We start from the raw sequence: 14,301 nt of genomic DNA on the forward strand, positions 1-14,301 counted from the left end.
GCTATCAACGGGTGGAGACCATCGACTTCGACTACGGCCAGCGCCATGCCATCGAACTGGAAGTGCGTCCGGCCCTGCTGGAAAAGATGAAGGCCTTCTCGCCCGAATGGCAAGCGCGCCTGGGCGAGGATCACATGATCGACCTGTCACTCATTGGCAAGATTTCCGACACGGCACTGACACGCGATGTCGCCATCGCCATGCAGGACAACGGCCTGCCCAACACCTTCGTGCCCGGCCGCAACCTGCTGTTCATGACCGTGGCCGCCACGCTGGCTTATCGCCGTGGCTTGAACGTGCTGGTCGGCGGCATGTGCGAGACCGATTTTTCCGGTTATCCCGATTGCCGCGACGACACCATGAAGGCGCTGCAAGTGGCGCTCAACCTGGGCATGGCCACGCAACTGAAGGTGGAAACCCCGCTGATGTGGATCGACAAGGCCGAGACCTGGTCCCTGGCCGAATCGCTGGGCGGCACCGCGCTGGTGGACCTGATCCGCGCCGACACCCACACCTGCTACCTGGGCGAACGCGGCCAGCTGCATGAGTGGGGCCATGGCTGCGGCAAGTGCCCGGCCTGCGAACTGCGCGCCCGTGGCTATCAACAGTACGCAGCACGCAAAAGCGCCGGGTAATCGGGCACAATAGGCTCACCATTCCAAGAGCGAGCCTCATGCCCCAAGCCCGCACCACCCTTCTGCTCGCCCGCAGCGCCGCCGCCTTGCTGGTGCTGCTGGCCAGCGCCGAGATCGGCCGCCGCATCGCCGACCTGCCCAGCCTGCCCGCGCTGGTCGACCTGCAATTCGACCTGACCCCGCGCAGCCAGAGCTTCAAGGTATTCGAGGACAACCCGATTGCACGATCCTCGCATCCACAGCCGCTGCCCACGGCGCTGCGCCCGCTCAACATCGATGTGCCCTGGAAAGACGGCAAGCGCCTGCCGCTGATCGATTTCATCAAGGGCACGGCGGCGCACGCCTTTGTGGTGATCCAGGATGGCAGCGTGGTCTATGAGCGCTACATCGATGGCTACGATGCCAATTCGCGCTTCACTTCCTTCTCGGTGGCCAAGTCCTTCGTCTCGGCGCTGACCGGTGTGGCGCTGAAACAGGGCAAGATCCGATCGCTCAATGATCCCATTGGCCGCTATCTGAAACCCGATGAGATTTCCCCGGCTTACGCCAACATCACCATCGGCCAGTTGCTGGACATGCGCTCCGGCATCGATGTCGATGAAAACTACGGCGGCTCGCTCGCCTCGCCGGTGGTGCGCATGTTCGTCAGCACCGACCTGCAGCGTTTCATCGCCCGCCGCAGTGGTTTGCGCTTTGCACCGGGTTCTCGCTTCGAATATCGCAGCGTCGATACGCTGATCCTGTCGCGGGTGCTGGCGCGCGCCACCGGCATGCGCCTGTCCGACTTCGCCCAGCAGGCGCTGTGGGACCCGCTGGGCATGGAGCAGGACGCCAGCTGGAGCGTGGACAGCCGCCAGCATGGCGTGGAGAAGGCCTTCTGCTGCCTCAATACCACCGCGCGCGACTTCGCCCGCCTCGGTTTGCTCTATCTGCATGGCGGCCGCATGGGCGAGCAGCAGATCGTCAGCCCGGCCTGGGCCGCCGAGCCGCGTCAGCCGGTCAACAACGGCAATGCGCTGGATTATCGCGATGGCTGGTGGATCCCGCCGGGCAATGCCAATGACCGCGACTTCTCGGCCATCGGCGTGTTCGGCCAGTACATCTACGTCAACCCGGCCACGCGCACGGTCATCGTCAAACTCAGCGACTACGGCACGGAGCAGGATGAAGTGCTGACCATGCTGGCCATGCGCAGCATCAGTCATGTGGTGTCGGGCAAGGAGTAAGTTGGCCTGCCGCATACCGATGGCCATGAAAAAACCGCCTGTCTTGCAACAGGCGGTTTTCGTTTGAAGCGGCGATCACCGGAAAAAATTTAAATGATATAAATCGTTTATATTTTTTATCCGCTCATCAAAAATCAGAAATCAGAACAGCTCGTTCTTCATCTGCGTCTTGGCTTTTTCTTCTTCCGGCGTCAGTCCACCGCGATCGCCCATGCCCAGGTCACGCACCATGGCGCTGGGCGGGAACTCGGCATAGTAGTACTCGCCGCCCGATTCGATCACGCCATCCGGCACCTTGCGGTCCACGTTGGGCACATCCTTGAGCGCCTTGGACATGTAGCTGATCCACACCGGCAGGGCCAGGCCACCACCGGTTTCGCGGTCGCCCAGGCTCTTGGGCTGGTCGTAGCCGATCCAGGCAATCGCGGTCAGGCCCGGTTGATAGCCGGCGAACCAGGCATCCATGGAATCGTTGGTGGTACCAGTCTTGCCGGCCAGGTCGGTGCGCTTGAGCGACAAGGCCTTGACGGCGGTGCCATGGCGCACCACGTCGCGCAGCATGCTGTCCATGATGAAGGCATTGCGTGCATCGATGACGCGATTGGATTCATCCTCGGCGGTAGCCGGCTTGGCCTGCGAGAGGACTTCGCCGTTGCTGTCGGTGACCTTGGTGATCAGGTAGGGATTGATCTTGTAGCCGCCGTTGGCGAACACCGAATACGCGCCCACCATCTGCAGCGGCGTGACGTTGCCCGCGCCCAGCGCCAGGGTCAGGTAGGGCGGGTTCTTGTCGGCATCGAAACCGAAGCGGGTGATGTATTCCTGCGCATACTTCACGCCGACGCGCTCCAGGATGCGGATGGAGACCAGGTTGATTGACTTCTGCAAGGCGCGGCGCATCGAGATCGGGCCTTCGAACTTGCCGCCGTAGTTCTTCGGCTGCCACACCTGGCCACCGGTCTGGGTGAAGGTCAGCGGCGCATCATTGATGATGGTGGCCGGCGACAGGCCCTTTTCCAGCGAAGACGAATAGATGAAGGGCTTGAACGACGAACCCGGCTGGCGCCAAGCCTGCGTGACGTGGTTGAACTTGTTGCGGTTGAAGTCGAAGCCGCCGACCAGCGAGCGGATCGCGCCATCGCGCGAGTTCACCGAGACGAAGGCCGATTCCACTTCCGGCATCTGGGTGATGATCCAGCTGTTGCCATCCTGGAACACGCGGATGATGGCGCCACGGCGGATCTTCTTCTGCGGCGGTGCCTTGTCCGACAGCAGGTTGGCACCGAAGCCCAGGCCGGCACCGGAAATGCTGATCTCTTCGCCGGTCGAGAGCATGGCGGTGATTTCCTTGGGCTTGGCCTCCAGCACCACGGCGGCGACCATGTCGTCGGAGTCGGGATGGTCGGCCAGTTCCACTTCGACCGCATCTTCCACCACTTCCTTGGTGGCCTTCTCCGGCAGCTCCATGTAGCCTTCCGGACCGCGATAGCCGTGGCGGCGCTCATAGTCGATGATGCCGCGGCGCAGGGCGATGTAGGCGGCGTCCTGGTCGGCCTTGGTGATGGTGGTGAAGACGTTCAGGCCGCGCGTGTAGGTCTCGTCCTTGTATTGCGCATAGACCAGCTGGCGCGCCATTTCAGCCACGTATTCGGCGTGCATGCCGAAGGCCGAGCTGTCGCCCTTGACGCGCAGTTCCTCATCCTTGGCTTCCTGATACTGGGCCTCGGTGATGTAGCCCAGCTGGCGCATGCGCAGCAGGATGTACTGCTGGCGGGCGTGCGCGCGCTTGGGATTGACCACCGGGTTGTAGGCCGAGGGGGCCTTGGGCAGCCCGGCCAGCATGGCCGCTTCGGCGATGGTGAGGTCCTTCAGTTGCTTGCCGAAATAGATCTGGGCGGCCGAGGCGAAGCCATAGGCGCGCTGGCCCAGATAGATCTGGTTCATGTAGACCTCAAGGATCTGGTCCTTGGTGAGGTTGTTCTCGATTTTCCAGGCCAGCGGAATCTCATAGAAAAACTTTCGCGTGGCCTTCTGCAGGAAGGTCGGCTCGTTGCTGGTCAGGAAGAAGTTGCGCGCCACCTGCTGCGTGATGGTGGAAGCACCGCCGCCGCCGCCGGACAGGTTGGAGAAGGTAGCGCGGGCGATACCCTGGTAGTCGACACCGCCGTGTTCGTAGAAACGGTCATCCTCGATGGCCAGCACGGCCTTCTTCATGATGTCCGGGATGTCCTTGAAGTGCACCAGGTTGCGGCGCTCCTCGCCGAATTCGCCGATCAGCACGCCATCGGCGGAGAAGATGCGCAGCGGGATCTTGGGGCGATAGTCGGTCAGCGTATCGAGGTCGGGCAGCTTGGGATAGGTCAGGGCGACGATGAAGGTCACGCCCAGCAGCACCATCACCACCAGGCCCAGCACCGTACCGAACAAACCCAGGAGGATGCGCAGCGACCAGTGCATGCGCTTGCGGGGCGCTTTTTCTGCGGGGGCATCCGCCGATGCCGGTTTGGGTTGATCGCCGCCGTTGGAAGATGAAGACATTCGAATTAAGCGTTAAAGCAGGCCGAAGCTGCAGGCCAGAGCCGGAGTGGAAGAAACAAGCCCGCATTATAGCGGCTCGCCCTGAGCCGCCGCGCGGCCGGGTGTTGCAAATAGACCAAAGGGCAGGAGGCCGGTTCCGGAGTGAGAGCGGGGAAGTGCGGCATTGGGCGCAAATTGCTGCAAATTGACGGGCATTCCTCAAGTTTCAGCGATTCCCGCCTGGCCGCGCAGACCGGAGAATCCGGGGTTTCCCTCCGCATGAGAACGGCATATGACAGGCTTACCTCTCTTTTTCGGCCTCGGCACCCCGCGCCTGTGCGCAGGCCTCGACATCGCGACCGACCGTGTGCGGCTGGCGCTGCTGCGCCGTAGCGGTCGCCGCGCGCAGTTATTGAAGCTGACGCAGCGGCTCACCGGCGGAGTGATCTGCCGGGACGGACAGATCACCGACTTCGAGGCCTTGACCCTGATCTGCCGCTCCCTGCTGGATGAGGCCGGCTGCCAGGGTGCCGCCTTGGCGCTGGCGGTCCCGGTGCAAGGCCTCACCGGACGCCGACTCGTACTGCCGGCTGACAGCCACCCGGTACAACGCTGGCGGCAAGTGCAATCCGAACTCGCGGCCCACGGCATCGCGGCTGACGATCACGCCATGGACTACCGTGAACTGGGTCCGCCGCCGGGCTCGCCCTCGGACCAGCAGGTACTGGCGGTGGCCGCCTCCCGGCTCATCATCGAAGACCGCCTGTCGCTGGCTGCAGCGGTGGGCCGGCCGCTGGTCACCCTGGCACCGGAAGACCTGTGCCTGGCCGCCTGGCTGCGCGACGACCGGCTTCCCGGCGAGACCGCCGTGCTGCGCCTGGATCGCAGCGCCCGCTGGCTGCTGCACGGCGAGGGCCCCAGCCACGCCTTGCCCGAGGTCAGCGCCCGCGGCGGGCACCTGGCCCTGCTGGCGCACGCCGCGCCCTTGCTGAAACCCCTGCCGCGTCGCCTGCTCCTGAGTGGCGACCATCCGGCCCTCGGCACGATTGCCCGCGCCTTCATCAAGTACGGGGGGCTGGAGGCCCGGGTGGCCGCGCCTCCCTCCTCGCTGGTGCTGACGCCGCAGATCGCGGCGCTGATGCCATCGGACTACCAGCTGGCACTGGCCCTGGCCTGGGAGGGACTGGCATGAGATGCGACATGGATTTCTCTCAGTCACCGGCACAGCGGCGGCGCACGCGGGAACGGAATTTCTATCGGGTGCTGGTCTTCTTCCTGCTGCTGGGCATCGCGCTGGCGGCCTTCCCCGGCTGGCGCGTTTCCCTGCACACGGCCTCACTGGAAAAAGCCAATGTGCTGTTGACCGGCGAGTTGCACACCCTGGCCCCCCAGGCCAGGCAAACCGCCGAGTTGCGCAGCCAGATCGCCGCGCTGGAAAAGCAGATCACGGCACACCAGCAGCTCGGCAAACGCCGCCAGCAGTCGGCACAATTGCTGCGCGCTGCCGCCCAAGCGGCGCAGGCAAGCGCGGGCAAGATCCGCCTGCACCGCCTGCTGCTGCAAGGCGATCGCGGCGAATTGCGCGGCCAGGCGGCCAGCGCCCAGGAAGTCCGCGACTTCACCGCCGCGCTGGGTGCGGCCGGCCTGGAGGGGGCCACCCTGCATGACCTGCACGTCGAAGACGGTGCCTATGCCTTCATCCTGGCCATCCCCCTGCCCGCCTTGCAGACGGGCACGTCCACCGCGCCCGCCCCCGCAACCGCAGCCAAGGTGGCCGCACCGTGAGCCAGTCGCGCTGGCAGACCCATCCCGCGCACTGGCCGTTGCTGCCCCGGCTGGCCTTGTGTTTGCTGGCACTGCTGGCGTGTGCCGGCAGTGGCCTGCTGCTGGCCGTGAGCGAACTGGATGAGGCACGGCGGTCCGCGCGCCAGCGGCAGCAGGATCTGCGCGTGCAATACCAGGCGGCATTGACGCAGCAGGCGCAACTGCCTGCCCTGCAATCACGCGAACGGGCGCTGGCGGTACAACTGGCCGCACAGCAGAGCCAGTTGTGGCCGACCGAGCAGCTGCAGCCGGAGCTGCTGCAAGCCAAGCTGGCCCGCCGCGCCAGTGAATGCGGGCTGACGCTGTCCTCCTTCAAGCCATTGAGCGGCAAGCTGGCCGCGGCCATCGTGCTGCGCGGCACTCATGCCGGCCTGCTGCGCTTTGTGGAACTGGTCAGCAGCCTGCCCTTGCCGGTGATCGTCGAGCGGCTCGATGTCAATGTCGTCGAAAAGGACGGGCAGAGCGAGCTGCAGATCAATGCCTCTGTGAGCGCGCCGGTGACGGCGAGCCTGTCCGGCATCGAGACGAAGGAGAGCGTGCCATGAGCCCGCTCTGGCTGGCAGCGCTGCCGGTCTTGCTGGCAGGCCTGGTGATGAGCGCAACGATGGCGCTCGACCATCCCGATGAAGTACAGGCCACGCGGATGTGGATCACGCAAGTCCGGTCCTCTTCCACCCTGCCCCTTCCTGCTGCCGCCCTCTCCGACGCGACTACGGAAGACAGCCTCCCCGGCGAGGACAGCGAGTTGCCCGATCCCTTCCAGCTCGGCGCGCTTGCGCCCGCCAGTCCGACGCGACCGGCCGCCTCACGGGTTCGCGCGCAAGATGAGGAGGATGAAGAAAACAGTCCGGTCCCGGCCGCCGCCCCGATTGCCCCGCTCCCGACGCCCCTCCTGCGCCTGCTGGGTACGCTGCGCCGTGACCAGGAGTGGATCGCCATCGCTGAACTGGAGGGCAGCACCAGGCAGTTGCAAACCGGGGATACGCTGCCTGGCGGCCTCGGACGTGTCCTGGCGGTACGCGAAGACGCCCTCGACATCGGCCAGGACGACGCCGCTCGACAGACCATTGCCATGGCCACCCTCCCCGCTGCCAGCCCGATGGCCATCGCTCCTGCGCGCAAGGTCCCGGCGCGAACTTCCCAGCGCAACACACGTCGCCGCCTGATCCGTCCCGGAATGTCGCCATGAAAATGATCCTGTTCCTGCTGGCCCTGCTGGCGAGCCACGCTGCCTTGGCGGAAAACCGCCTGTTGGCCATCCATCTCCATCCCCGTGCAGACGGTACGACCCTGGAACTGCAGTTGCAGGCACCGGTGGACCCAGCACTGGTCCAGAACTTCCTGTTGATCGAGCCGCCGCAGTTGGTCCTCGACCTGCCCCGGAGCACGGCTGCGGCAACACTTGCGCGGTCCCTGAGCGGCAGCGGGCTGGTCAAGCGCATCCAGCTCGCCGAAGATGATGACCGCCTGCGCCTGCAGGTGCTGCTCAAGCATGCCGCCATCTACCAACTGCGCGCCGAAGAAGATCGCCTGCTGGTGGACCTGACGCTGCAGCCGCCCTCCGATCCCGTTGCGCTGCAAGCGATCGACTTGCGCCGCGGCCCACAGGGCGAGGCGCACCTGGCAGTGGACATGGGTAGCCACGCACATACCGTGCAGGTACGCCAGCTGGGCGGACGCCTGGTCGTCGACATCGCCGGTGCGACCGTCCCGCTGGCCCTGCGGCGGCTGGTCGAGACCGGACAGATGGGCACGCCGGTCCTGCAATACCGTGCTTACGGCCATCAGGACGGCGCGCGCCTGGTCCTGGAGATGCAGGGCCAGTGGCGCTACCAGGCCTATCAGAGCAAACGCCGGCTGATGATCGATGTCGTGCCGGTCAAATCGGCTCTGACCGGGATTGCGGCGGCCGGCTTGCAGGAAGGCAAGACCTACGGCGGCCCCCGGCTGTCGCTGAACTTCCAGAACATCGAGGTGCGTACCGCCCTGCAAGTGCTGGCCGAGCACAGCGGCGTCAACATCGTGGCCAGCGATACGGTCACGGGCCAGCTGAGCCTGCGCCTGAAGGACCTGCCCTGGGAACAGGTGCTGGACCTGATCCTGCAGGCCAGGGGGCTGGAAATGCGCCGCCATGGCGAAGTGCTGTGGATCGCGCCGCGCGACGAGATGCTGGCGCGCGAGCGTCTGGAGCTGGAGCAGAAGGCCATGATCGCCGACCTCGAACCCTTGCACGCAGAAAGCTTCCAGCTCAATTACCAGCGCGCCGACACCCTGCGCAAGGCGCTGGGCATCGGCGAAGACGGCAGCACCCAGGCCAATCGCCGCAATGCCCTGCTGTCGCGCCGGGGCAGCGCCATGATCGACAGCCACACCAACCAGTTGCTGGTCACCGACACGCTGGCCGTGCTGGCCAATGTACGCAAGCTGATCGAGCGCATCGATGTGGCCTCGCGCCAGGTGCTCATCGAAGCCCGCATCGTCGAGGCCGATGACAGCTTTTCGCGCAATCTCGGCATCAAGCTGGGACTGGCCGCCACCACACGCGGTGCCGCCGTCGGCAACGGCTATGCGGCCATCGTTGAGCAGAGTGGCCAGACGCCGGCCACGCCCGATCTCACCCTGCGCGAACCGGCCCTGAACCTGCGCGCCGACGGCCTCAGCGGCGCGGCCCCGGGCAGCTTCGCCTTCACCCTCTTCAATGCCGCTGCCCGGCGCTTCCTCAACGTCGAACTCTCGGCACTGGAAGCCGACGGGCGCGGCAAGATCGTCTCCAGCCCGCGCCTGATCACGGCCGACCAGCAGGCTGCGCTGATCGAGCAGGGCGAAGAAATTCCCTACCAGCAATCTGCCGGCAATGGCAGCACCGCCACCGCCTTCAAGAAGGCCAACCTCAAGCTGGAGGTCACGCCCCAGATCACCCCGGACGGCAACGTGATCCTCGACGTGGACGTCAACAAGGACAGCCGGGGCAGCGTCACGCCGGGCGGGCTGGCCATCAACACCAAGCACATCAAGACCAAGGTCCAAGTCGAAGATGGCGGCACGGTGGTCATCGGCGGCATCTACACCCAGACCGACAACGACCACGAAACGCGGGTACCGCTGCTGGGCGACCTCCCGGTGCTGGGGGCGCTGTTCCGCAGCCAGAGCAAGGTGCGGGACAAGACCGAGCTGCTGATCTTCCTGACCCCGCGCATCGTCGCCGGGCCGCGCCCGTATTGAGCCGGAAGGCCCCGGCCACGGGATTTTTCCCCGGTGGCGGGCCAAAGAACGGTAAAATCGCTGTTCCAGGCCCGCTGCGCCGGGCGCAAGCCCGCCAGCGGCGGGCAACACAGCCGTCCACAGGGCGGCAGGCGACCGTGCCGGCAGACGTGCGGCGCCCTGACATTGGCCAGTAGCGCAAAGCGCAGAATTCTTAGATATGACGGGAAGCATTTTCCTTGTCGGCCTGATGGGAGCCGGCAAGACCACCATAGGCCGGGCCCTGGCCAAAAAGCTGAACAAGCGCTTCGTCGATTCGGACCACGAGATCGAAGCGCGGACCGGTGCCACCATCCCGGTGATCTTCGAGATTGAGGGCGAGGAGAACTTCCGTCGCCGCGAAGCCGAGATCATCCGCGAGCTCGCGGCCCAGCCCGACATCGTGCTGGCCACCGGCGGCGGTGCCGTCCTGCGTGCCGAGAATCGCGAGAACCTCAAAAAGGGTGGCACCGTCGTCTACCTGCGCGCCAGCATCAACCAGATCCTGCAACGTACCGGCCGCGACAAGAACCGCCCGCTACTGCAGACCGCCGATCCGCGCCGCAAGCTCGAAGAGCTGTCGCGCCAGCGCGATCCGCTGTATCGCGAAGTGGCCGATTTCGTGGTCGAGACCAACCGGCCCAATGTGCAATTCCTGGTGCAGACCATCATCAGCCATCTGGAACTCTCGCCCAAGGACGGTTCCTGGCTGGCCGAACCGGAACCTGACGAAACCGTCGTATTCGAGAGTCACAGCGCGGTCCTGACGCAAGGCGCGGACGGCAGCACCACGCTGTCCCGCAGTCATTCCACCCAGATCTTCCATGGTGCCGCCAGCACCGAACCGAATCTTCGCAGCATGAACCAGAACATCGCTCCCGCCGCTACCACGATTGCCTCGCTGACCCTCAACGTCGACCTGGGCGAACGCAGCTATCCCATCCACATCGGCCGCGGCCTGCTGGATGACGCCACGCTTTTGCCGCAATACGTCAAGGGCAAGCGCGTGGCCATCGTCACCAATGACAAGGTCGGCCCGCTCTACCTCGACAAGGTGGCGCAAGCGCTGCGCGCGGCCGGCAAGCAGGTCACCGAGATCGTGCTGCCCGATGGCGAGGAAGAGAAGAACTGGGCCAGCCTGATGAAGATCTTCGATCGTCTGCTGGCCGACAAGTGCGACCGCAAGACCACCCTCATCGCCCTGGGCGGCGGCGTGATCGGCGACCTGACCGGCTTTGCGGCGGCCTCCTACATGCGCGGCGTGCCCTTCGTGCAAGTGCCCACGACCTTGCTGTCGCAGGTGGATTCCTCGGTGGGCGGCAAGACCGGCATCAACCATCCGCTGGGCAAGAACATGATCGGCGCCTTCTACCAGCCGCAGGCCGTGATCGCCGATACCGCCACCCTGCACACCCTGCCCCCGCGCGAACTGGCGGCCGGCATTGCCGAAGTCATCAAGCACGGTGCCATCATTGATGCACCCTTCTTCGACTGGATCGAAACCAATATGGCGCGCCTGGTCTCCAAGGATGACGCCGCCCTGGCCTATGCCATCCAGCGCTCCTGCGAGATCAAGGCCGAGGTGGTGCGCCAGGACGAACGCGAAGGCGGCCTGCGCGCCATCCTCAACTTCGGCCACACCTTCGGCCACGCCATCGAGAATGGCCTGGGCTACGGCCAGTGGTTGCATGGCGAGGCGGTCGGTTGCGGCATGGTGATGGCGGCCGATCTGTCGCAGCGCCTGGGCTACATCGATGCCGCCACGCGCGAGCGCATCCGCGCCGTGACCGCCGCTGCCGGCCTGCCGACGGTGGCCCCGAACCTGGGCACCGACCGCTGGCTGGACCTGATGGAAGTGGACAAGAAGAACGAAGGCGGCGCGATCAAGTTCATCCTGATCAAGCCGCTGGGCAGTCCCCTGATTACCAACGCGCCGCAGGAACTGCTCTTGCAAACCCTGGCGGCCTGCACCGGAGAATGACATGCACACTGAAGCGCCCGACCATCTCGCCCCCTATGCCGCCCACTCGGCAAGCTCGCGAGGCCGGCGCTTCAGTGAAACGCCACCGGGTTCGCGCAGCGAATTCCAGCGCGACCGTGACCGCATCGTCCACTCCACCGCCTTCCGCCGTCTCGAATACAAGACGCAGGTCTTCGTCAATCATGAAGGCGACCTGTTCCGCACCCGCCTGACCCACAGCATCGAAGTCGCCCAGATCGCCCGCTCCTGCGCGCGCAACCTGCAACTGAACGAAGACCTGGTGGAAGCCATCTCGCTGGCCCACGACCTCGGCCACACGCCCTTCGGCCATGCCGGTCAGGACGAGCTCAACCACTGCATGAAGCATCACGGCGGCTTCGAACACAACCTGCAGAGCCTGCGTGTGGTCGATGAGCTGGAGCAGCACTACGCTGCCTTCGATGGCCTCAATCTCACCTTCGAGACGCGCGAAGGCATCCTCAAGCACTGCTCCCTGCACAATGCCCGCCAGCTGGGCGAGATCGGCGTGCGCTTCCTGGAAAAGAAGCAGCCCTCGCTGGAAGCACAGCTGGCCAACCTGGCCGATGAGATCGCCTACAACAATCACGACATCGACGATGGCCTGCGCTCCGGACTGTTGACCATGGAGCTGATGAGCGAAGTCGATTTCTTCGCACGCCATCTGCGCGAAGTCGAACAGACCTATCCCGGCATCACCGGACGCCGCGTCATCCATGAGACGGTGCGCCGCATGATCAAAGCACTCATCGTCGACCTGAACCGGACCTCGCGCAGCCGCATCGCCGAGATCGCCCCGCGCGACATCGAGGATGTGCGCAATGCGCCGCAGCTCATCGCCTTCTCCGATGCGATGGCAGCCGAAGCCGCGATACTGAAAAAATTCCTGCGCGAGAAGCTCTACCGCCACTATCAGGTCAACCGCATGACGGCCAAGGCACGCCGCATCATCGCCGAGATGTTCGAGGCCTTCACCTCTCAACCCAGCCTGCTGCCGCCGGACTATCAGGTCAAGGGCATCACGGATGAAACCCAGCGTCTCGACAAGCAGGCGCGCAAAGTCGCCGACTACATCGCCGGCATGACCGATCGCTATGCCATTCGCGAGCATCGGCGCTTGTTCGTGATGGAGTGAGGATTAATAGAGCGGGTGCGACGCCCGCGTTGAACGCAGCGTGTCGATACGCTGCGTTTTCATTCAGCGCATCCGTGCGCCCTCATTGTCGTGCTGCCAGCGCGATTTCATTACCTCAATGCAATTGAAATCTCGCTGCCAGCATCTCGCGCACATTTCGTTACATTTTTTCTTGATCGCCTGCGTCCCTTGCGGTCAGCCCGACGGCACGCACGGTATCGCCGCAAACCCGCTTCCAGCAAGGCTTTCCAAAAGATTGCGCGGGTGCAATGCAGGCTTGTCAACGAAGTCCCCCAGAAACTGACAGGTGTAAATTTCTGTCAATATCAAGTCCGCTTTGAACAGGCCGTTATGCAGGAATGGAGTGGATGCGCATGGTGCGCAGTTTCGCTTCCGTGGATCCGTCTCCCCCTCTGATGCCCGGATCCCCTTTCATTTTCAGGAGACCGTCATGGCTATCGGCAACACCAGCGGCGTGGACAACAAGTCCCTGCTGCCCGTCACCCCTTCTTCCACTTCGTCGACCTCTGCCGCAGCGTCAGACAACGACAAGCTGCCCGCCACCGCCGGCGACAGCAGCAGCGGCGACAAGATCGCCCAGGCCAAGCAAGCCAACCTGCTCACCGTGAGCGGCGCCAAGGCCCAGTTCAATCTCTCCATCGTGCAATCCTCGCTGGAAGTATCGCTGCAGACGCAGAACGATCCGCTGTCGCTGGTCTACAAGACCGCCATCGAGAACATCAACGACATCCTGCGTCCGCAGCTGGGCGACAACGCCATCCAGACCGCATCGACCCAGGACAATTCGCCGGAAGCAACGGCGGGACGCATCGTCTCCTTCATCACCAACATGTTCGAGCTCTACAAGAAGAACAATCCGGACAAGGAAGATGCCAGCAACATCGACGACTACATGAACCTGATCTTCAAGGGTGTGGACCAGGGCTTCAAGGAAGCCCGTGGCATCCTGGAGAGCCTGAACGTGCTGCAAGGCGATATCGCCAGCAACATCGACAAGACCTATGACCTGGTGCAGAAGGCGCTGGGCGACTTCATCAACAAGGTCAAGGGCGGCAAGCAGGAGGGTGAGGACGGATCGGGCAGCGAAGGCAATGCGGATGGCCAGGGCGGTACGCTGGTGGCCAGCGAGACGACTGTCAGTATTTCAGTGTCGGTGAGCCAGACGCGGATCAGCACCAGCGCTTGATACGATGAGCGCCAGCGTAGCGCTGGTCATCAATGCCACCAACGGCCGCCCACGGGCGGCCGCTTTTCATTTGTTCTTGGCGATGCCGTCGAGCCATCCGACGGTCTCGCGGAAACCGCTCTCCTCCATATGGACATTGGACGCCCTGAACATCAGAGCGTGAATGACAAGAGAGAGAATCTCGGCACCGAAGAACAACAGCCATGTTCCCGGTCCACTGGAAAATTGAAATTCCGGCTCGAAGACAAGAAAGAGCTGGACCGCACTGACAACGCCCTGGACCAGGCTGAGCAGCTTCATCACCTTGGCCCCGATACCGCTGGGATGGAGATAGTGAATCCACGGTATGAGGGCAGTCACGACGAGCACCAGAAGTTCGAGACCTATCGAAGCACCATACGAACTGGCAATCAGGCGCACCATGGAATTGAAAGTGCCGAAGGTGATGAGAACAAGAAGGGCCTTCAGCAGGCGGGGATGAGTGAGTTGATACGCCGGTTTTGATTCCAAATCATGCT

At 64.1% G+C, this 14,301-nt stretch carries 12 protein-coding genes; 10 read left to right on the plus strand and 2 right to left on the minus strand.

Annotated elements, in window-relative coordinates:
* Positions 1-635 (plus strand): 7-cyano-7-deazaguanine synthase QueC (gene queC / locus B3873_RS13195; protein ID WP_286866605.1); only part of this gene is annotated, 635 nt, incomplete at its 5' end.
* A 38-nt stretch (positions 636-673) separates the two neighbouring features.
* Positions 674-1,861: a serine hydrolase domain-containing protein gene (locus tag B3873_RS13200; protein ID WP_286866607.1), complete on the plus strand. Its 1,188-nt coding sequence runs from the start codon at positions 674-676 to the stop codon at positions 1,859-1,861.
* Positions 1,862-2,002: 141 nt separating this feature from the next.
* On the opposite strand, the gene B3873_RS13205 is transcribed toward B3873_RS13200, so the two are convergent.
* Complete coding sequence (locus tag B3873_RS13205; protein ID WP_084319835.1) at positions 2,003-4,318, minus strand: penicillin-binding protein 1A; 2,316 nt, start codon at positions 4,316-4,318, stop codon at positions 2,003-2,005.
* A 352-nt stretch (positions 4,319-4,670) separates the two neighbouring features.
* On the opposite strand from B3873_RS13205, the gene pilM reads away from it, so the two are divergent.
* From pilM to B3873_RS13245, 8 genes are all read left to right on the plus strand, one after another.
* Positions 4,671-5,570 carry a type IV pilus biogenesis protein PilM gene (gene pilM, locus B3873_RS13210; RefSeq protein ID WP_286866609.1) on the plus strand — a complete coding sequence of 300 codons (900 nt, stop codon included), beginning with the start codon at positions 4,671-4,673 and terminating at the stop codon, positions 5,568-5,570.
* Positions 5,571-5,578: 8 nt separating this feature from the next.
* Entirely contained in the window at positions 5,579-6,163 is a 585-nt protein-coding gene (locus tag B3873_RS13215; RefSeq protein ID WP_286866611.1) for a pilus assembly protein, read from the plus strand.
* Positions 6,160-6,747 (plus strand): type 4a pilus biogenesis protein PilO, encoded by a 588-nt coding sequence (pilO, locus tag B3873_RS13220; RefSeq protein WP_286866612.1) that lies wholly within the window; start codon positions 6,160-6,162, stop codon positions 6,745-6,747. The genes B3873_RS13215 and pilO overlap by 4 nt, the downstream gene beginning before the upstream one ends.
* A complete protein-coding gene (locus B3873_RS13225; protein WP_286866613.1) occupies positions 6,744-7,391 on the plus strand; it encodes a hypothetical protein in 648 nt (215 codons plus the stop codon). The genes pilO and B3873_RS13225 overlap by 4 nt, the downstream gene beginning before the upstream one ends.
* Entirely contained in the window at positions 7,388-9,424 is a 2,037-nt protein-coding gene (gene pilQ, locus B3873_RS13230) for a type IV pilus secretin PilQ (protein WP_286866615.1), read from the plus strand. The genes B3873_RS13225 and pilQ overlap by 4 nt, the downstream gene beginning before the upstream one ends.
* A gap of 199 nt (positions 9,425-9,623) precedes the next feature.
* Positions 9,624-11,423 (plus strand): bifunctional shikimate kinase/3-dehydroquinate synthase AroKB, encoded by a 1,800-nt coding sequence (aroKB, locus tag B3873_RS13235; RefSeq protein WP_286866616.1) that lies wholly within the window; start codon positions 9,624-9,626, stop codon positions 11,421-11,423.
* A gap of 1 nt (position 11,424) precedes the next feature.
* Positions 11,425-12,576: a deoxyguanosinetriphosphate triphosphohydrolase gene (locus B3873_RS13240; RefSeq protein ID WP_286866617.1), complete on the plus strand. Its 1,152-nt coding sequence runs from the start codon at positions 11,425-11,427 to the stop codon at positions 12,574-12,576.
* Between the two features lie 451 nt (positions 12,577-13,027).
* Positions 13,028-13,783 carry a DUF5610 domain-containing protein gene (locus B3873_RS13245; protein WP_286866619.1) on the plus strand — a complete coding sequence of 252 codons (756 nt, stop codon included), beginning with the start codon at positions 13,028-13,030 and terminating at the stop codon, positions 13,781-13,783.
* A gap of 66 nt (positions 13,784-13,849) precedes the next feature.
* Here the strand turns inward: B3873_RS13245 and B3873_RS13250 are convergent.
* On the minus strand, positions 13,850-14,301 hold a 452-nt coding region (locus B3873_RS13250), incomplete at its 5' end, for a hypothetical protein (protein ID WP_286866620.1).

The organism is Herbaspirillum sp. UBA812, from assembly GCF_002296545.1.
In the GTDB taxonomy this organism is placed as follows: Bacteria; Pseudomonadota; Gammaproteobacteria; order Burkholderiales; family Burkholderiaceae_D; genus Herbaspirillum; species Herbaspirillum huttiense.

Excerpts from the sequence above, each read along its gene's own strand:
- aroKB (WP_286866616.1), top strand. The coding sequence starts at position 9,624 with ATGACGGGAAGCATTTTCCTTGTCGGCCTGATGGGAGCCGGCAAGACC.
- pilM (WP_286866609.1), top strand. The coding sequence starts at position 4,671 with ATGACAGGCTTACCTCTCTTTTTCGGCCTCGGCACCCCGCGCCTGTGC.
- B3873_RS13245 (WP_286866619.1), top strand. The coding sequence starts at position 13,028 with ATGGCTATCGGCAACACCAGCGGCGTGGACAACAAGTCCCTGCTGCCC.
- B3873_RS13225 (WP_286866613.1), top strand. The coding sequence starts at position 6,744 with ATGAGCCCGCTCTGGCTGGCAGCGCTGCCGGTCTTGCTGGCAGGCCTG.
- B3873_RS13215 (WP_286866611.1), top strand. The coding sequence starts at position 5,579 with ATGGATTTCTCTCAGTCACCGGCACAGCGGCGGCGCACGCGGGAACGG.
- B3873_RS13240 (WP_286866617.1), top strand. The coding sequence starts at position 11,425 with ATGCACACTGAAGCGCCCGACCATCTCGCCCCCTATGCCGCCCACTCG.
- pilQ (WP_286866615.1), top strand. The coding sequence starts at position 7,388 with ATGAAAATGATCCTGTTCCTGCTGGCCCTGCTGGCGAGCCACGCTGCC.
- B3873_RS13205 (WP_084319835.1), bottom strand. The coding sequence starts at position 4,318 with ATGCACTGGTCGCTGCGCATCCTCCTGGGTTTGTTCGGTACGGTGCTG.
- B3873_RS13200 (WP_286866607.1), top strand. The coding sequence starts at position 674 with ATGCCCCAAGCCCGCACCACCCTTCTGCTCGCCCGCAGCGCCGCCGCC.